The organism is Thermosporothrix sp. COM3 (assembly GCF_059696735.1).
On sequence record NZ_AP019376.1, the window covers coordinates 5,129,918 to 5,149,466 of the forward strand.

Here is a 19,549-nt window from a genome sequence, read left to right on the forward strand (position 1 = left end):
CAGGCCCCAGTGATTATAATGCTTTCCTACGCGTTGAGGCAATACCTTGAGGCTTTCAAGGCCAAATCTTACTACTTTGCGTTCATCCGTACCTACAAGAGTAGGGCTGTACAAAAGAGCTCCCTACAAACCACGCCTACTGATTCGACTTTGCAATAATCTCATCAGAGATGTTCTTCGGAACAGGATCGTAGTGAGAGAATTCCATTGCGTAGCTCGCACGACCACTGGTCATCGAGCGCAGGTCGTTCACGTAGCCGAACATTTCGGCCAGAGGAACATGAGCCCGAACCACGGCCATCGTGCCCCGATTCTCCATACCCAGAATGATACCACGGCGGCGGTTGAGGTCGCCAATGACGTCGCCATAGAATTCATCGGAGGTAGTCACTTCTACCTTCATCATGGGCTCAAGCAGGATCGGACCAGCCTTACGTGCGGCCTCGCGTACTGCCAGTGAACCGGCAATCTTAAAGGCTGCTTCGCTGGAGTCTACTTCGTGATACGAACCATCATAGAGCGTTGCTTTGACGTCAACCATCGGGAAGCCAGCAATGATACCGTTTTCCAGAGCCTCACGGACACCCGCTTCAACGGGCTTAATGTACTCTTTCGGCACCACACCACCGACGATGGCGTTCACAAACTCAAAGCCTTTACCACGCTCATTGGGCTCAACCTTCACCCAGACATCACCGTACTGACCTTTACCACCCGACTGGCGGACGTGGCGTCCCTGTGCCTGTGCGGGGCGAGTAATGGACTCACGATAGGCTACCTGCGGACGACCCACATTGGCTTCGACTTTAAATTCGCGGCCCAGGCGGTCGAGCAGCACTTCTAGCTGCAACTCACCCATACCTTTGAGGATCGTCTGACCGCTCTCAGGATCGGTGTGAACACGGAAGGTCGGATCTTCTTCCGCCAGCTTGCCAAGTGCAATACCCATCTTTTCCTGGTCGGCGCGGGTCTTTGGCTCAACAGCGATCTCGATCACTGGATCAGGGAACTGGATCGACTCAAGGACAATCGGACGCTGTATGTCAGAGAGCGTATCCCCGGTGAAGGTATCGCGCAAACCAACGGCTGCACAAATGTCACCCGCACGAATCTCGTCAATATCCTCGCGGTGGTTTGCGTGCATCCGCAGAATGCGTCCAATACGCTCTTGCTTGCCTTTGGTGCTGTTGAGAACGGGAGAACCCTTCTTCAACATACCAGAGTAAACACGCATGAATGCCAGACGTCCAACGAAGGGGTCAGAGACAATCTTGAAGACCAGTGCGCTGAACGCCTCATCGTCACTGACCTCGCGAGTCACAGCCTCTTCCGTGTTTGGATCGGTGCCTGTCGGCTTCGCAATATCCAGAGGAGAGGGCAGATAGTCGATCACGGCATCCAGCATTGCCTGTACGCCCTTATTCTTGAGGGAGCTACCACACAGCACGGGAACAAGAGCGCTGGAGATAGTTGCCCGGCGCAGGGCCGCCTTCAGCTCATCAACCGTAATCTCTTCGCCTTCAAGATATTTGAGGGTGAGTTCCTCGTCTGTCTCAGCGACGCGCTCGATCAGAGCATCACGATGCTTCTGGAACTCTTCTCTCAGTTCAGCAGGAACCTCGCTATGTTCAGCCTGAGTTCCTTTATCGTCAACAAAGACAACCGCTTCCTGATTGATCAGGTCAACAAAGCCCTTGAAGTCACTTTCCTGACCGATCGGCATCTGAATAGGAACGGGTACAGCGCCCAGACGATCTTTGATCATCTCGATGGTGCGCCAGAAATCGGCTCCAATACGGTCCATCTTATTGACAAAGCAGATGCGTGGCACGTTGTACTTGTTCGCCTGACGCCAGACAGTCTCGGACTGAGGCTCAACACCAGCGACAGCGTCAAAGACGACAACGCCACCATCGAGGACGCGCAGCGAGCGCTCCACCTCGGCAGTGAAGTCTACGTGGCCCGGAGTATCAATGATATTGATACGATGGTCCTGCCAGAAACAGGTAGTGGCGGCAGACGTAATCGTAATGCCGCGTTCACGCTCCTGCTCCATGTAGTCCATCGTCGCAGCCCCTTCATGCGTTTCACCGATGCGGTGAATCTTCTTGGTATAGAAAAGGATGCGCTCCGTGGTGGTCGTCTTACCAGCATCAATGTGAGCGATGATACCAATATTGCGAGTTCTTTCGAGTGAGTATTCTCTAGCCATGTTTTATACTACCAGCGATAATGAGCGAAAGCCCGGTTGGACTCCGCCATCTTATGGGTCTCCTCACGTTTCTTAATAGTTGCACCTTGACCCGCCGCAGCGTCCATCAACTCACTGGCAAGTTTATCCGCCATTGTCTTCCCGGAGCGGGAACGAGCAGAGCGAATAAGCCAACGTATCGCCAACGCAACTCCGCGATCCTTACGGACCTCTATAGGTACCTGATAGGTCGAACCACCCACACGGCGGGGTTTGACTTCAATGCTTGGCGTGGCATTCTTCAATGCCTGCTCAAAAACCTCGATCGACGGCCGCTTCTGCTTGGCCTCAATCGTCTCAAGCGCTTGGTAAACGATGCGCTCAGCCAGGCTCCGCTTGCCGTCCAACATCAACTTGCTTACGAAGCGTGTGATGTTTTTATTCCTAAACTTTGCATCCGGCACATCGGGCCGGCGCACCGCTCTTCTTCTTCTTGGCAATTCCTGCCTCCTCTTTGCACACCACTCAGAAGGTACGCGTCATCTGGTTAACGCATCGTGTGTCCACACGAACCACTTGGAGGCAGCTCCCTCCTGGTTCTGCGTACTTCCGAATGCCTACTACGGATGTAGTTTACTTCACAGCCACCTGACAGCACCTCGCCCCAAATGACGAGGGTTCTTCCTTCATCCAGCCCGCTTTGCTCATGGCCTTAGCAGGAAGGCGGGGAGAGGCGGTCTGTCCAGAAGCATTTCACAGGGGCAGATCCCCTGTCCGTTTCCGATTTGCCCTATCGGTACGGTCCTGTATTGCCTTACCTCACGAGGTCCAGCCTTGCAGGCCTTCTTCGTGTGATTGTTCGTAAGATTGCATTATCAAGTAGAGACAGCCTCGGAAAACAGACTGTTTTCCGTTTCGACGGGTGCGGCCCGCCCCGGGGGAAACTGTACACCCGGTCGCGCTGAATACAGTGGCCTATGGCCAACTCCATTCCTCACGGGCGTTTTTAACACCAGAAAAGGCGCCGACTAGATCAAGGCACACTTTTTCCTCAATCTCTGACGCCTGCCCGCAGGTGCCTTTCCCGGTCGTTTCCCTCATTTGAGCTGCGAGCGCTCAACCAGGAGGTCACCTGACATGCATCGTAGAACCGTGCAATAGACGCACGAGCTTCGCTCGCATCACCGTTGCTCTACAATGCCACAGATCTTCCAATAATCTCATCGACGGCACGCAGATAACAGGTCAAAAGATACACTATGCCGTCTCTGGCACCTAAAGTGCTAGCGCTTACCCTTTGCTGGTGCGGCTGCCTGTCCGGGTTTCGGTCGTTTCGCGCCATATTTCGAGCGACCCTGACGGCGCTTGGAAACGCCTTCGCTATCCAGCGTACCGCGGATGATGTGATACCGAACGCTAGGCAAGTCCTTCACGCGTCCACCACGAATCAGAACAACCGAGTGTTCCTGAAGGTTATGACCCTCGCCAGGAATATAAGCGGTTACTTCCATCTGGTTCGAGAGCTTCACACGAGCAATCTTACGCATGGCCGAATTCGGCTTCTTCGGCGTCATAGTACGCACCTGAGTGCACACGCCACGCTTCTGCGGCGAACCCTCAAGGCGCGAGACTTTATTCTTCAGCGCGTTGTACGAATACAGCAGCGCCGGGGCCTTCACTTTCTTTGTTTTCTGGGAGCGGCCCTTTCGGATTAACTGGTTAATTGTCGGCAAGGAACATCCTCCCTGTCCTCACTTGAGTAAGCGCGGATAGCAGGGCTATCCGCGACTTTCCATCACTTATACGCGATTGCATATGTTATCATTCCTGTTCCTCGCTGTCAAGTGTCAGACCGAGGGTACTGCCTGTGGCATTGCTCGGCAGACTATCAACAGTGAGGCCTCCGACGCCAGCCGGAACCGGCGAGACCGACTCCAGCAGTTGCGCCATCGCTTGCTGACGTGCCTGCAATTCCTTGCGGCGCTGCGCAATGCCAGATCCGGCAGGAATGAGTTTACCAATAATCACGTTCTCCTTCAAGCCAATCAGGTGATCGGTCTGCGCCTCAATCGCAGCCTCGGTCAGCACACGGGTGGTCTCCTGGAAGGAGGCCGCGGCCAGGAAGCTATCAGTATTGAGCGAGGCCTTCGTCACACCAAGCAGCACAGTCTGCGCTGTGGCGGGCTCACCACCCTCTGCCAGAATGCGGGCGTTGGTCTCTTCATACGTGAAGCGATCAACCAGATCATTGGGCAGCATATCGGTGTCGCCCGGATCCTCAATCTTCACGCGACGCAGCATCTGACGCACGATCACTTCGATGTGCTTATCGTTATTATAGACACCGGTGTTACGGTACACACGCTGTACTTCTTTGACCAGATAGATCTGTACAGCCTCGCGACCCTGGATGCGCAAGACATCCTGTGGATCTTTCTGACCGGAAGTGATCGGTGTTCCAGCGGTGATCCTCTGCCCGTTCTCGACAACGATGCTCTTGGCTGCCGGGATGACATACGAGCGCTCGTCCCGCTCCTCAAAGCGGATCGAGAGCACATCACCATTCTCGCTGGCATTGTGGACGATATCGCCTTCTGTACGCGCCAGAACAGGCACAGGCTCGTTACCGCCCTCCGCAGGCATCAGGGCAATGACCTGATCCTTCTGTACATGCTCTCCGTCAGCCACCATGACCTCTGTGCCTGCCGGTAGCTTGTACTCGTCAAAGAAGACGTTGCTGGCAACAACGCGCACGGTGCGCTGGCCACTCTCCTCATCCTTGACGATCTCAACAACACCATCGATTTCGCTGATTTCGGCTTTATCCTTCGGTACACGTGCCTCGAACAGCTCTTCAACGCGTGGCAGACCCAGCGTGATGTCACCCTGTGCACCAGCGATACCACCAGTGTGGAACGTACGCATCGTCAGCTGCGTTCCAGGCTCACCAATGGACTGAGCGGCGATAATACCAACCGCTGCACCGATACTTGCCAGTGCGTTTGCTGCCAGGTCGCGACCATAGCAGAGGCGACAGACACCCCGTCGGGCCGCACAGGTCAGCACTGAGCGCACACGAACCTGCTGGATACCAGCCTCTACAATCTCATCGACCAGATCTTCAGTCAGCTCATCGTTGACTTTGATATGCTCAAGTCCGGGGATCTCTTCCGCAAGCACGCGACCGATCAGACGGCTGCGCATATTGTCGAGACCCATTTCCTTCGAGTCCTCTTCGGTAATCAGAATACCGTCGGTGGTACCACAATCCTCCTCATTGACGATGACATCCTGTGCCACGTCGATCAGACGGCGGGTGAGGTAACCGGACTCTGCCGTTCGCAGCGCCGTATCTGCAAGACCCTTACGAGCACCGTGGCTACTGATGAAGTATTCCAACACGCTCAGGCCTTCGCGGAAGTTACCACGGATAGGCACCGGAATAATCTTACCGGACGGGTTCGTCATCAGACCGCGCATACCGGAAAGCTGACGGATCTGCTGGAACTTCGCTTTCGTCGCACCAGATTTCGCGATGGTGTAGATGGAACCGAACGGATCAAGCGTTCCTTCCACCATCTTGGTGACGTTCTCGGTGACTTCGTTCCAGATATCAACTGTCTGCTGATATTTCTCGTTTTCCGTAATCAGACCGTCGCGATACTGCTCTTCCAGCTCAGCGATCTTCTCATCTGCCTGCTCTAGCTCCGCCTGCTTGGCGATAGGCACCTTCACGTCGCTGATCGCGATGGTCGCGCCCGCCTTCGTGGCGTAGTTAAAGCCCAGGCGCTTGATCTCGTCTGCCAGCTCGGTCGTCTTGACACGACCATAGATCTTAAAGCAGTCCGCGATCACCTGGCGCAGATTCTCTTTCTTCATGGCGTAGTTTCTGAAGCGCAGACGCTCAGGCAACGCCTCATTGAAGATGATACGACCGATGGTGGTTTCAACCAGCTTGCCGCCCGAAGCATTGAATGAAGGTCGAGTTGGTGGCGCATCATCGTAGATATCATAATCACCAAGACGGACCTTGATTCTAGCCTGCAACTCAACAAAGCCATGATGATAGGCCAGCAGCGCTTCTGTCGTGTCGGTAAAGACACGGCCCTCGCCCTTCTTGTTCGGGCGCTCCTGAGTCAGGTAGAAGCAGCCAAGCACCATATCCTGGCTGGCGCCAATCGACGGCTCACCATGGGCAGGTGATAGCAGGTTACGGGTTGACATCATAAAGCGGCGCGCCTCGTCCTGTGCCTTTTCGGACAGCGGGACGTGTACCGCCATCTGGTCACCATCAAAGTCAGCGTTAAAGGCAGAACAGACCAGCGGGTGCAACTGGATCGCGCTACCCTCAACCAGCACGGCCTCAAAGGCCTGAATTCCAAGACGGTGCAGCGTCGGAGCGCGGTTCAACAGCACTGGATGGTTCTTAATAACCTCTTCCAGCACGTCCCAGACCTCGGGCTTGACCCGCTCAACAAAGCGCTTGGCACTCTTGATATTGTGGGCAAAATTCTGCTCAACGAGCTTGCGCATGACGAAGGGCTTGAACAGCTCAAGCGCCATTCTCTTTGGCAGACCGCACTGATGCAGTTTCAGCTCAGGACCAACCACGATAACCGAGCGACCAGAGTAGTCAACGCGCTTACCGAGCAGGTTCTGACGGAAGCGGCCCTGCTTACCCTTGAGCATGTCGGACAGGCTCTTCAGCTTGTGATTACCGGAACCGGCAACCGCACGACCGCGGCGCCCATTGTCAATGAGTGCGTCACAGGCTTCCTGCAACATGCGTTTCTCATTGCGAATGATGATCTCCGGTGCACCAAGCTCCAGCAGGCGCTTGAGACGGTTGTTGCGGTTAATCACTCGGCGATACAGATCGTTCAGGTCTGAGGTCGCGAAGCGGCCACCATCGAGCTGGACCATCGGGCGCAGTTCAGGCGGCAGAACCGGAAGCACGGTCAGGATCATCCACTCAGGAGAGGTGCTTGACTTGCGGAAAGCTTCCACAACCTTCAGGCGCTTGGTTGCCTTCTTGCGGCGCTGACCAACCGTTGAGTTGATCTCATGGCGCAGATCGGCAGCCAGTTTATCCAGATCAATGCTGGCGATCAGCTCGCGGACAGCCTCGGCGCCCATCCCGGCGGTGAACACATCGGGGAAGGCGTCCTTCAGCTCGCGATAGCGATTCTCCTGAAGCAGATCCATCTTCTTCAGGCTCTCCAGATCGCGGCGCAGTGCATCCAGGCGAGCTTTTGCCTCGGCACGCTCGCGCTCAAGCTGAGCCTGTGCGGTGTCGATCTGGCCCTGATATTCCAGGCCCAGGCGATCGGCCTCACGCTTGTTATCGACGATCGCGGCATCGAGCTCACGGCGAGCCTGTTCGGCGATGGCGTTGCGCTTTGTTTCGGCAACGCGTTCAAGGACCTCAATATGTTTCGGTGAAACAACCTCTCCGTCCCTGACGATCACGGTATCGCTTGGTGTGTACACGATATCGAAATCAACCACCTTGTTCATGTTCTCGCGGAGCTCGGCCAGCGTCTCGCTCTCCTCGCGACGAGCATCCTCAAGGTCGCGCTCGCGGCGCTCTTCGATGCTCTGACGATCAACCGTCTTCAAGCGAGTGGCGTTCTCGCGGATAGCATCATCGCGCTGTGTTTTCAGCGAATTGATCCGCTCAACAACCTTCTCATTGAGGTCTGTATCAAGTTCCTGAAGTTCCTGATCCAGACGCATCAGTTCACGCTGTCGCGCCTCTTCATCAACATTCGTCACCACATACAGCGCAAAGTACAGAATGCGCTCAAGGTTACGCGGCGACAGGTCCAGCAGGAGACCAATACGGCTTGGTGTGCCCTTAAAGTACCAGATATGACTGACGGGCGAAGCCAGTTCGATATGTCCCATACGCTCGCGGCGTACTTTTGAGCGAGCTACCTCAACACCGCACTTGTCACATACGATGCCCTTAAAGCGCACCCGCTTATATTTACCACAGTAACACTCCCAGTCTTTGGTGGGCCCGAAGATGCGTTCGCAGAACAGGCCGTCTTTTTCTGGTTTGAGTGTACGATAGTTAATGGTCTCCGGTTTCGTCACCTCGCCATAGCTCCAGCTACGAATTTGTTCCGGGCTGGCAAGGCTGATACGGATAGCGTTAAAATCGTTGACTTCGAGCATGCTACCTCCTGGGGTAGGGGCAAATACACAGCACCCTCATAGAGATATCAAAAGCGGTATGAGCGCACCATGTATCGTCGCACTTCCTCCCTACACTATTGATCTCCTTCGAAACCGGACAGATTAATACCTAGTTCCGGCATCACATCAATCGAGGTTTCCTCGATAAAATGTATCTTCTGCTCGTCCTCGTTGAGCACTTCTACGTTGATTCCAAGGCTTTGCAATTCCTTGACCAACACCTTGAAGGATTCGGGCACGCCGGGCTCCATAATCGGGTCACCCTTGACAATAGCCTCATAGGTCTTCACTCGTCCCACAACATCATCAGACTTGATTGTCAGAATCTCTTGCAGGATGTTTGCAGCCCCATAGGCTTCCAGAGCCCAGACTTCCATCTCACCGAAGCGCTGGCCGCCAAACTGCGCCTTCCCACCCAGTGGCTGCTGTGTGATCAGGCTGTAGGGGCCAGTTGAGCGTGCATGTACCTTATCCTCGACGAGATGAGCTAGTTTTAGCATATAGATGTAGCCGACCGTTACCGAATGATCAAACGGCTCCCCGGTCCGCCCGTCAAAGAGCTGCACCTTGCCATTTTCGGGCAGGCCAGCACGGAGCAACATTTCAGAGATATCCTCTTCGGTTGCGCCGTCAAAAACGGGCGTGGCTATCTTGAACCCTAGTTCATTGGCGGCCCATCCTAGATGGGTCTCCATGATCTGTCCGATATTCATACGGTGCGGCACACCAAGCGGATTGAGAATAATATCCACTGGTGTTCCGTCCGGCAAGAACGGCATGTCTTCTACCGGCAAAACACGCGAGATAACGCCCTTGTTGCCGTGGCGCCCGGCCATCTTGTCGCCCGCACCAATTTTGCGTTTCTGCGCAATACTGACACGGACAAGCTGGCTTACGCCCGGCGACAGCTCATCTCCCGCCTCGCGCGAGAAGACCCGGACATCAATCACCTTCCCCCGTTCACCATGCGGCAGACGCAGGGAAGAGTCCTTTACCTCTCTTGCCTTCTCACCAAAGATGGCGCGTAGAAGCTTTTCCTCAGCGGTCAGCTCCGTTTCGCCTTTGGGCGTGATTTTGCCGACCAGGATATCCTGGGGGCCAACCTCAGCACCCACGTAGATAATTCCTCGCTCATCGAGATTGCGCAGACCCTCCTCACCAACGTTTGGAATGTCCCGCGTAATCTCTTCAGGTCCAAGCTTGGTCTCCCTTGCCTCGACCTCGTATTTCTCTATATGAATAGACGTAAAGAGATCTTCACGAACGATCTGTTCACTGATCAGAATGGCGTCCTCGTAGTTGCCGCCCTCCCAGCTCATAAAGGCCACCAGGATGTTCTGTCCCAGTGCCAGCTCTCCCTGTTCGGTTGAGGTGCTGTCGGCAAGCACTTGCCCGGACGCAACATAATCCCCTTTTTTGACAATCGGGCGCTGATTGATACAGGTGCCATTATTGGAGCGCAGAAACTTGCGCAAACTATAGGTATGCACCTTCCCTTGCTCATCAATCACCTCAATGCGCCGCCCGGTTGCAGAGATCACTTCGCCACTCGTTTCAGAGACAATTACCTGTCCCGAATCGATAGCCACCTGACGCTCGATCCCGGTACCACAGATAGGGGATTGCGGTCGCAGCAGTGGTACCGCCTGGCGCTGCATGTTCGCGCCCATCAAAGCCCGGTTCACGTCGTCATGCTCAAGAAAAGGAATAAGAGCAGTGGCAACGCTGACGATCTGACGGGGCGAAACGTCCATGTAATCAATCAGGTCCGATCCAACCTCAAGGAAATCTCCCTGATAGCGCGCCAGCACACGCACATCGGCAAACTCGTTATTCTCGGTCAGTTGCGCGTTCGCCTGCGCAATGTAGAAGTTTTCTTCGTTATCTGCTGTCTGGTACTCCACCTCGTCAGACACAAAGGGCTTCACTCGCACCATTGTCTCTCCGAGAGTAGTCGCAAGCTGCTGAAACAGGCCGCTGTCTATAACAACAGGTTGTCGTGCCTGAAACAGCGTCTCCCCCTCAGGAGAAACGATGTCTTCGCGCTCACGCCCGTAGATGCCGCGCAACTCATGACCAATCAAACGGGCATCATTGGCGGCGAGACATCGATAGACCTTGCGGTAGGGCGTTTCAATGAACCCATAGGGGTTGATCTGCCCATAGGTCGCCAGGTTCCCGATCAGCCCGATAGTCGGACCTTCCGGGGTTTCAATCGGGCAAATACGCCCGTAGTGCGATTCATGGACATCGCGTACATCAAAGCTGGCCCGATCCCGCGACAGTCCACCAGGACCAAGCGCGGAAAGCCGCCGCTTATGGGCAACCTCGGCAAGCGCATTCACCTGATCCATAAATTGAGAAAGCTGGCTTCCACCAAAAAACTCTCTCATGGCCGCAACTACCGGACGGATATTGATCAACGCGTTGGGCGATACCTGGCCGGGATCTTGAATACTCATGCGTTCCCGAACCACGCGCTCCATTCTGAGCATGCCAACACGAAATTGTGCTTGAAGCAGCTCACCGACACTGCGGACCCGGCGATTTCCCAGATGGTCAATGTCATCTTTGCGCCCCTGGCCATTATTCAGGCTCACCAGCCGGCGCACCAGATTGAGAATATCGTCCAGCGTCAAAATGCGCTCGTGTTGCGGGACGGCCAGATCAAGCTTGCGATTCATTTTGTAGCGGCCCACCCGCCCCAGGTCATAGCGCCGCGCATTAAAGAAGAGGTTGCGCACCAGGGACCGTGCATTTTCCAGCGTGGCAGGATCGCCCGGACGCAGCTTTTTATAGAGCTCCAGCAGCGCATCTGCCTCTCGTTTGGCTGGATCACGATCCAGCGTTGCCTGAATGTAGCGAACCGTCGCATCATTATCGACATCGGCAAACGCGTCCAGAATCCCCTGGTCTGTTGCGAGATCAACATGCTCCAAATGCCATTGTTCTTTTGCCAGAGAAGAGATTGCTCGCAACAGGGTCGTTACCGGAAGCTTGCGCTTGCGATCAATTTTCACCGTGATCTGATTTTTACTGCCGGTTTCAAACTCTAACCATGCCCCGCGCGTGGGAATCAGTTTGGCGGCATACAACCTTCTACCGGTTGTCGCATCCTCGGCGACCGTAAAGTACACACCCGGAGAGCGCACCAACTGACTGACAACCACCCGCTCCACACCATTGATAATAAATGTGCCAGTCCGCGTCATCAGCGGGAAGTCTCCCATGAAGACTTCTTTTTCGATAACTTCTCCCGTCCCTTTATTGATCAAGCGTGCCGTCACCGTTAAAGGCGCAGCAAAAGTCGCGTCACGTTCCCGACACTCATCCTCGGTATATTTTGGCGTTCCAAATGGTTCTGGTGGTACAATAAATTCAAGACTCAGGTTCTTGCCAGTAAAGTCTTCTATTGGAGATATTTCGTCAAAGAGTTCGCGTAGCCCTTCTTGCTTGAACCACTCAAAGGAGTCTAGCTGAATCTGGATCAGACCAGGCATGGACCGTATATCCGGAATCCGTGCAAATGATACACGTTCGGGGAGCGCAACGGCCCTGGTACTTATCGCCATTATGATATACTCCTCTCACCTAGTCGCCCATAGAGGATTATGAGAGGCATGCATAGCCGCCCCTCAGAAGTGAACGGGAAAAACGGAAAACAGGAAGAACCTGTCTGCGTGCAGTGTTTTTAAGATGACGCCTGTGCTGTACGAATAGATGCCAAGAAAAAGTAACCGCGTTTCCCTCCCATATGTAACGGTTACTTTGAACCCCTCTCCTTTCACGTCACCTGAGCAGAACGCCTCGGTGGCAACGCGTCTACCAGAAAACGTCTTGTTGAGCTTTTGACGGGGCGCGTGTCGAGTGCGGTACATATCGGGGAAGAGGCAGCCCCCTTCCAGACCCATGTTGTGAGCATGACGCGCTCATTGCACTCAACCATACACAAAGCCTCATACATTCAGGAAAAAACAACAAATACACGCGTGGGACAATAAACAGCAACAAATCCACATCACCGCCCCTTGTCCTGAAAGATCGCTGAAGGGTATCTTAACAGGGGAAGTGATGTGTTCACTTTGTTTTGTTATTGAGATCTAGCCTGCTCTCGCTTTTTCAGTTTAGGGATTCCCTTGAACATTCTGATAAATAGTATACTGACACTGGCAAGAGCCAATTATACTATTTTCTCCCTGTAAAGTCAATACTTTTACCGACTCTGGCACGAAAATTGCAGCGACCCACTCCACTACACAGGGATCGCTTTGCGCTCGGCTTCATGGAGCGCCTGCTCAATTTCCTCGCCGAGGTCGGGATTCCACTCTTTTCTGGCGCTTTGCCAGCGCTCCCGCAAGAGAGCAAGCAACAGACACTGATCCTCGGGGTCCAGGAGTCGTAGATCTATCATGGTTTCCTGTTTACCCGGATAGATAATCGTCAGGACCGAGCGATCAATACGCAAAGCGGCGCGATTATCCAGCTCATAGTGCAACGCCGCCCCGAGCTTCTGCGTAAATGATACCAGCCCAACCACCCCAATCACGATAAAAACGACAGAGACAATGCTAACCACCAGCCCGGCAATGCTCAGGAGGATCGTGCCTCCTGTCGCCAGTACCAGCAACATCGGGTCACTGAGCTTGAGCGTCCAGCCTATCAGCACCGCAGGCAGGAGACCGATCAGCGCCGCGACCGAGCACCAGAAAGCTGCGTTCAGACTCCAGAAGATACTGAGCAGGTTTTGAGGTGAGAGGTCCCGCGCCTCAAGAGTATGCTCATATAGCGTAAAGACACTCTTCCGATACCCGTTATGCAGCGCGAAGAGAAAGCGGGCAATCAAAATACAGCCGCCGAATCCGATAAAGGAGATTGCGCCTAACAGCCCGATCAGGGCATCCTGCCATTTCAAATACAGAGTGAAATGGTGGTCATACTTTCCCCAGAGCCATACACAGCCACACACAGCCAGCACAGCGCAGAGCAGCAAGCCCACCATCATCAGGAGGCTGAGCAAGGTTGTGCGCCTGTACGCCGTCTTTCCCAGACGAAAGGTATGCAATGCATTCGCAGGTTGTTCCATGTCTTCCCCTCATAACAACAGAAGCAGTATATGACTTCATCCTGATCTGTCAAGCCACAACGAGGAATAGGGTGAAAGAGAATCTTTATTGTACTGATCTCTTTCCGCCATTTCCCTCCTCTGTCTTAAAAACGATTTTCCACCTCTTCGGGTTGCAAAACCGCGCTCTTCTGCCGCAACAAAGGAAGCGATGCTCAATTCCTAGCGTTTCGTGCCCCCCTGCTGCCGCAACTTATGACGCAGATCCTCAAAAAGCACTGTCTGCAAATAACGCTCGGCTCCACTGGGAAAGACGGTCACAATCACCTTATCCTTATTCTCTTCTTTTTTCGCTTCTTGTAACGCAGCCCAGGCAACTGCGCCACTGCTCAGACCAACCGAGAGCCCCTCTTCTTTCATGATTGCAATAGCCGTACTGACCGCATCCTGATCCGTGACTTTGGTTACCCGATCGATCAGGTCAAGCCGCAGGGTATCGGGAATAAAGCCAGCGCCCAGGCCCTCAATGCGATTTGGACCGGGCCGCCCACCAGAAAGAACAGCACACGAGGCGGGCTCAACCGCCACAACCTCCAGTCCGGGATTGCGCTCACGTAGTCCCTCAGCAAGGCCGGTCAGGGTACCGCCGGTGCCCACACCAATCACGATCATATCAACCCGTCCGCCGGTATCCTCCCAGATCTCCACAGCGGTCGTCTCGCGATGAGCGCGAGGATTCGCCTGATTATAGAATTGTTGGGGATACCACACATTGGGTAAGGAGGTACGCAGCTCGATTACTTTATTGATCGCGCCGCGCATTCCTTGATTGGCCGGGGTCAGCATAATCTGTGCGTTAAAGCGTTGAAGCAGCATTCGCCGTTCAAGTGGTATCGTATCGGGCATGGTCAGAATACAGCGATAGCCACGCGCCGCTGCGATCCAGGCCAGCGAAATGCCCATATTGCCGCTTGTTGGCTCGACAATCGTGCTGCCGGGACGCAACTTCCCCTGTTCTTCAGCTTCGCGAATCATACTATAGGCAACGCGGTCTTTTGAGCTCCCGCCGGGACTATACATTTCCAGCTTGGCAAGAAGCGTTGCGGGGGTGCCACCCGCAGCAGCAGAGAAACGCTGCAACTCAATCAGGGGAGTTCGACCGATAAGCTCGGTGGCATTTTTTGCCCAGGAGGTCATAATAGAGCTACCCTTTCTTCTCTTCGGGCAGCAAGGCTCTGATCGTATTAATGAGTTCGTGCATATTAAAAGGTTTACGCAAGAAAAGCCCTGATTGCAGCCCCATACGATGCAGCTCCCAATCGTGGCTTCCCGTAATCACGATAATCGGTGTATGCCTGGTCTTGCTGTGTCCGCGTAATATCTTATACAACGATACTCCGTCCAGGTTTGGTAGGCCAACATCCAGCAAAATGAGGTTCGCGCCTAGATCCGGGAGCTGATCTTTGGCCGCCTGTCCATCCGCAAAGATATGCAAACGCCAATTTCCAAAACAGCCGAGCACGTCACTGAACATGTCGGCCAGCCGTGGATCATCCTCTACGATGGCGATCAATTTTCTGGTTTCAGCCACACCTGCTGTGTCAGCCACGTTCTACCATCCCCTTTAATCTGTTCAGGCCCTTCTCTTGATATCTGGCCTCATCGTGCTCTCGCATAGGTTTGGAATGTCAACTCACGATATCAGTTCATCATATATAGTACATTGTTTCCGTACTTCCTGCACGGTGTCGTTCAGCCAGTTCTTCAATGGTAGTTGAGTTGAGAATTTCCTGAGTCAAGGTATCAATTTTTCGCCACACTTCGCGCAAGGCACAACCAGGAGAGAGTTTACAAAAATCTGGATTTGGCAAACATTCCATCGGCGGAACATAGCCCTCTAGCGCTTGCATGACCTCAGCCATCGTGATCTGTCCGGGAGGTTTTGCCAGCATGTGCCCGCCTTTGGGACCTCTGATACTCTTCACCAGGCCCTCTTTGCGCAATACCATGAGTATCTGATCCAGATATTGCTCAGGTATATATTGCCTGCTTGCTATATCCGAACTCTCAATCGGCCCTTGCCCGTAGTACGCGGCCATATCAAGCATTGCTCGCAGGCCGTAATCTCCCTTCATTGTCAATTTCATCGGTGGGAACCTTTCGTTAGGGCAAAGTGACAGGTTTACTATACTTTTTTCCTAATGTTAGCATATCTCAGTAACGTACGCGTGTCAATGGGTTTACTGCCCCTCTTCCATGCTTGCCCAATTGCCCGGGTTGATTAGATTCTGATGAGAATATTGGTATTTGCTTAAATCTTCTTGCGTCCACTCTACCATGCATCTATAATGAAAATGACATTCTAAGCACTTCCATACAGACACAGCGTATTTCATTTCTGCTATCGTTGTTTGGTTCTGCTACGATAGTTCAAGGGAGAACGGAATCTATGCAACAGGGTCTTTCCCGGCAGGCAGGTCAGGACAACAAACCCCTTCTTAAAGTTCTCGTGGTCGATGATGAAGAGAACATCATTGAGTTCATTCGTCTGGGCCTCCGTTACGAGGGCTTTCAAGTTGAAGCTGCCACCGATGGGGAGCAGGGAATCTCGGCCGCGTTACGTACTAATCCCGATATTATTATTCTTGATGTGATGATGCCTCCCGGTATCGATGGCCTGGAGGTCTGTCGCCGCCTGCGCGCTAATCCAACGACTAAAGACATTCCTATCTTAATGTTGACAGCCAAAGATGATGTGCGCGATAAGATCGCAGGGTTACGTATCGGTGCCGATGATTACCTGACCAAGCCATTTGACTTTGATGAGCTTCTCGAACGCATCAAAGCCATCTTGCGCCGCCAGAATCGCGCAAAAGGCGGAGGTGCAGCCGAAGGGGAAAACGGCGAGATCTTGCAGTTTGAGGATCTCCGGATGAATACCGCCACCCGTGAGGTTACACGCGGAGGCCGCCTGATTGAACTGACCGCAACCGAGTACAACCTGCTTCATCTCTTTATGACACACCCTCGTCAGGTGCTGGATCGCCAGACCATTCTCAATCGTGTCTGGGGCTATGAGTTCCTGGGCGAAACCAATATCATTGAAGTCTATGTCCGCTACCTGCGTGAAAAGATTGAAGATTCACCCAGTTCACCAAGACTGATCCAGACCGTTCGTAGCGTCGGCTACGTATTAAAAGGGTAGTTCGTATTCGTTCCATGTTCATTTATCATCGGTGGAGTTCCGGTCACATGCCTGAACCACGCAACATACGTACAAAAGAACAGCCATCTTTACGCGCCGCTCATAGCAACGGAACTCATCCTTCCGTTCCTATGAGCACGCCTGCCTCGCTTTCACCTTCTTCCACAGAGAAGGACGAGGGAGCGCATGTCCGGCCTCATTCTTCCGTTCCTGCCTGGCTCCAACCTTTTTCCAGTCTGCGCGTGCAGCTCGCGACCATCTATAGCCTGCTCCTGCTCCTGGCAGTTGTCCTGGTCTATACACTGGCACAAACAAACACACTCGTTACCGTCGTGGCTATCCTGATCACCACTCTGGGCGTTCTGGTACTGGCGTGGCTCAGCACCTTTCTGCTCTTGCGTCCTTTGAGCCGCATCACCGATACTGCTCAGGCAATTGCACTGGGAGATCTCAAGCAGCGGCAGCGACTTCCCTTGCGCCGCCCTCCCCAGGATGAGATTGACCGATTGGCTGGCAGCCTGCATGAAATGGTCACACGCCTGGAACATGCCGAAGAGCTTCAGCATGCGGCTGAGGAGCGCTTTCGTCGCTTCTTTACCGATGCCTCCCATCAGTTACGCACCCCGCTAACCTCGATTCGCGGCTTTACGGAGGTCCTGCTGCGAGGCGCAAAAGATGATCCAGAAACGGCACAACGTATCCTCCATCTGATGAAGAATGAAAATGAGCGCATGACAAATCTGATCAACGATCTGCTGATGCTGGCCCGGCTCGATGGCCGCGGGACACAGAAAGTGCAGTTCCTTGATCTACGCGAACTGGCACAGGAAAGCATTGAGCAGGTTCGCATCCAGGCAGACAAAAAGTGTGCCATTTCCCTGCATGCGGCTTCAGAGACCCGCTTTGGTTTTAAAGGGAACAGAGAGCATCTTAAACAACTCTTCCTCGTTCTGCTTGATAATGCGGTCAAATATGGCTGCACAGAGGAAGCAGCCACCATTCTGCTCTCACTGGAACAACAGCAGAACCATACGGTTATTCAGATTATCGATCATGGCCCGGGCATTCCTGAGGATGAACTGACCCATATCTTCGATTCTTTCTATCGGGGTCAGCATCAGCGCATTGCTGGAACAGGCCTGGGACTGGCGATCGCGACCGCGATTGTCGAAGCCCATCATGGCACGATTACCGCCGAAAGCGAGATCGGGAAGGGAACCACCTTTACCGTCAAACTCCCTCTTCCCGAAGCCGTCATCCCTCCCCGCTGACCTGCTCTCCCTATCGTAAGACAAAAAAGAGGAGCGCGCAGCGTTTCCTCATCATGGACACACTCTGCATGCTCCCCTGTTTTTCCCGCTTCAAAAGCAAGGCTCACCACCATCCCTTGCTTTATTCGTCTTCGTACTTCTGCACAATCGGAGATGACGAAGACTCATTGCCGCGCTGCTGCTGTAGGCGCTCGATGATTTCCTTGAGACGGCGCACTTCTTGATCGTGCTGAGCACGAAGTTCCTCTATCTGCTTCTCAAGATCTTCCTGCATCTGTTCCATGCGGTCTTTCATATGCAGGATCGCCTCAACGCCTGCAAGGTTCACCCCGAGATCACGCATCAGCCTGCGAATATGGAGGACACGATCAATATCGCGGTCTGAATAGAGACGAGGACTATGCGGACTACTTCCCTTGCGTGCAGGCGAAATGAGGCCCAGTCGTTCGTAATGCCTCAGCGTCTGTTCGTGCACCTCTGCTTTTTGAGCCGCAACGCTGATAATATACCATGCGCCCTCATTTCTCTCTGGCATCGGTCACTCCTTTCGTTCGGGCAAGCAGCCACGAACCTCTGTTTCGTTTCGCCGCGCCTACGTTCACACCTCAACACCTCGGCTTCGAGCTAGCTGCTGGAACAGCCCACGCTCTTCCTCTGACAGCCGCATGGGCAGCACAACTCTGACCCGCGCATAGAGATTGCCATGTCCCTCGCCACGCAAGCGAGGCATACCCTTGCCTGCCAGTCGGAAGGTACTATGATTCTGTGTCTCAGGTGGAATGGTCAGCAATAGCTTTCTGCCATCTGGTGTTATCACCTGTGCCTCACCGCCAAGCATCGCGTTCACCAGTGGAACCTCTACATCTGTATAGAGATCATCACCCTTGCGCTCAAACTTCGGATCTGGTTTGATACTCACGATAAAGATCAGATCGCCACGCGGCCCGCCGCCTAATCCCGGCTGGCCCTCGCCCGCGATACGGATCTTCGAGCCGTTATCAACTCCCGCGGGAATCTTGACCTGAATCCGCTTGGTGTGTGCCAGCGATCCCTGACCACTGCACCGGCTGCATTCACGCGTTCCGGTAATGCCGGTGCCTCGACAGATCGGACAGACCTCTGTTGATTGGATGCTAAAGGTACGCGACGCTCCAGTATATGCCTCCTGTAACGAGACCTCAACGGACTGCTCTATGTTATCACCCGCCCGCCGCCGAAAATCGTTTCGGACAGTGGTGCGTCCTCCACTCATGCCAGCCTGGCGACCGAAAAGCGCCTCAAAGAAGTCGGAGAAGCCGGGACCGGACGGATCAAAGTCAAAAGGCGAACGATATGCGCTCCGACCGGCACCAAAACCGCCGAACTGTTCCTGCCAGTTTGGCCCGAGCGTATCATACTTGCGCCTTTTTGCCGGGTCAGAGAGCACTTCATATGCCTCGTTGATCTCTTTGAATTTCTCCTCCGCTTTTCTGTCGCCAGGGTTCACATCTGGATGATACTTCCGCGCCATCTTCCGAAACGCTTTTTTGATATCATCCGTGCTGGCTCCGCGCGTCACTCCGAGTATTTTGTAATAGTCTTTGTACTCCATATCCCGACCTCGCTCTATAGCAGCGTTC

13 protein-coding genes are annotated in these 19,549 nt (G+C 53.8%); 2 read left to right on the top strand and 11 right to left on the bottom strand.

Features of this window, described 5'->3' with window-relative positions:
* Positions 1-136: 136 nt before the first annotated feature.
* The 9 genes from fusA to KTH_RS21820 form a co-directional block, all read right to left on the bottom strand.
* Positions 137-2,212, bottom strand: coding sequence for an elongation factor G (gene fusA / locus KTH_RS21780; protein ID WP_497621062.1), 2,076 nt, complete (start codon positions 2,210-2,212; stop codon positions 137-139).
* Between the two features lie 8 nt (positions 2,213-2,220).
* Positions 2,221-2,691, bottom strand: a complete 471-nt coding sequence (gene rpsG / locus KTH_RS21785) for a 30S ribosomal protein S7 (RefSeq protein WP_111324936.1) — start codon at positions 2,689-2,691, stop codon at positions 2,221-2,223.
* A 783-nt stretch (positions 2,692-3,474) separates the two neighbouring features.
* A complete protein-coding gene (rpsL, locus tag KTH_RS21790) occupies positions 3,475-3,924 on the bottom strand; it encodes a 30S ribosomal protein S12 (protein ID WP_111324937.1) in 450 nt (149 codons plus the stop codon).
* A gap of 88 nt (positions 3,925-4,012) precedes the next feature.
* A complete protein-coding gene (gene rpoC / locus KTH_RS21795; protein ID WP_111324938.1) occupies positions 4,013-8,371 on the bottom strand; it encodes a DNA-directed RNA polymerase subunit beta' in 4,359 nt (1,452 codons plus the stop codon).
* Positions 8,372-8,466: 95 nt separating this feature from the next.
* The gene (gene rpoB / locus KTH_RS21800) at positions 8,467-11,964 is read right to left on the bottom strand and encodes a DNA-directed RNA polymerase subunit beta (RefSeq protein ID WP_111324939.1); all 3,498 of its coding nucleotides are present in this window, start codon (positions 11,962-11,964) and stop codon (positions 8,467-8,469) included.
* A 680-nt stretch (positions 11,965-12,644) separates the two neighbouring features.
* A complete protein-coding gene (locus KTH_RS21805) occupies positions 12,645-13,475 on the bottom strand; it encodes a hypothetical protein (RefSeq protein WP_111324941.1) in 831 nt (276 codons plus the stop codon).
* 201 nt (positions 13,476-13,676) lie between these two features.
* On the bottom strand, positions 13,677-14,651 hold the full coding sequence (gene cysK / locus KTH_RS21810) for a cysteine synthase A (protein ID WP_111324942.1): 975 nt from the start codon (positions 14,649-14,651) through the stop codon (positions 13,677-13,679).
* Positions 14,652-14,658: 7 nt separating this feature from the next.
* Positions 14,659-15,063: a response regulator transcription factor gene (locus KTH_RS21815; protein WP_111324943.1), complete on the bottom strand. Its 405-nt coding sequence runs from the start codon at positions 15,061-15,063 to the stop codon at positions 14,659-14,661.
* 100 nt (positions 15,064-15,163) lie between these two features.
* Entirely contained in the window at positions 15,164-15,601 is a 438-nt protein-coding gene (locus KTH_RS21820; RefSeq protein ID WP_111324944.1) for an RrF2 family transcriptional regulator, read from the bottom strand.
* A gap of 302 nt (positions 15,602-15,903) precedes the next feature.
* Between KTH_RS21820 and KTH_RS21825 the strand changes: the two genes are divergently transcribed.
* Complete coding sequence (locus KTH_RS21825; RefSeq protein ID WP_111324945.1) at positions 15,904-16,659, top strand: response regulator transcription factor; 756 nt, start codon at positions 15,904-15,906, stop codon at positions 16,657-16,659.
* Positions 16,660-16,706: 47 nt separating this feature from the next.
* On the top strand, positions 16,707-17,930 hold the full coding sequence (locus KTH_RS21830) for a sensor histidine kinase (RefSeq protein WP_497621067.1): 1,224 nt from the start codon (positions 16,707-16,709) through the stop codon (positions 17,928-17,930).
* Between the two features lie 121 nt (positions 17,931-18,051).
* On the opposite strand, the gene KTH_RS21835 is transcribed toward KTH_RS21830, so the two are convergent.
* Both KTH_RS21835 and KTH_RS21840 read right to left on the bottom strand, forming a co-directional pair.
* Positions 18,052-18,465, bottom strand: a complete 414-nt coding sequence (locus tag KTH_RS21835; RefSeq protein WP_111324947.1) for a MerR family transcriptional regulator — start codon at positions 18,463-18,465, stop codon at positions 18,052-18,054.
* A gap of 63 nt (positions 18,466-18,528) precedes the next feature.
* Positions 18,529-19,521, bottom strand: coding sequence for a DnaJ C-terminal domain-containing protein (locus KTH_RS21840; protein ID WP_111324948.1), 993 nt, complete (start codon positions 19,519-19,521; stop codon positions 18,529-18,531).
* Between the last annotated feature and the right edge of the window lie 28 nt (positions 19,522-19,549).

Coding starts and splice junctions, on each gene's coding strand:
- KTH_RS21840 (WP_111324948.1), bottom strand. CDS start 19,521: ATGGAGTACAAAGACTATTACAAAATACTCGGAGTGACGCGCGGAGCC.
- KTH_RS21805 (WP_111324941.1), bottom strand. CDS start 13,475: ATGGAACAACCTGCGAATGCATTGCATACCTTTCGTCTGGGAAAGACG.
- rpoB (WP_111324939.1), bottom strand. CDS start 11,964: ATGGCGATAAGTACCAGGGCCGTTGCGCTCCCCGAACGTGTATCATTT.
- KTH_RS21835 (WP_111324947.1), bottom strand. CDS start 18,465: ATGCCAGAGAGAAATGAGGGCGCATGGTATATTATCAGCGTTGCGGCT.
- rpoC (WP_111324938.1), bottom strand. CDS start 8,371: ATGCTCGAAGTCAACGATTTTAACGCTATCCGTATCAGCCTTGCCAGC.
- KTH_RS21825 (WP_111324945.1), top strand. CDS start 15,904: ATGCAACAGGGTCTTTCCCGGCAGGCAGGTCAGGACAACAAACCCCTT.
- cysK (WP_111324942.1), bottom strand. CDS start 14,651: ATGACCTCCTGGGCAAAAAATGCCACCGAGCTTATCGGTCGAACTCCC.
- KTH_RS21820 (WP_111324944.1), bottom strand. CDS start 15,601: ATGAAATTGACAATGAAGGGAGATTACGGCCTGCGAGCAATGCTTGAT.
- KTH_RS21830 (WP_497621067.1), top strand. CDS start 16,707: ATGCCTGAACCACGCAACATACGTACAAAAGAACAGCCATCTTTACGC.
- fusA (WP_497621062.1), bottom strand. CDS start 2,212: ATGGCTAGAGAATACTCACTCGAAAGAACTCGCAATATTGGTATCATC.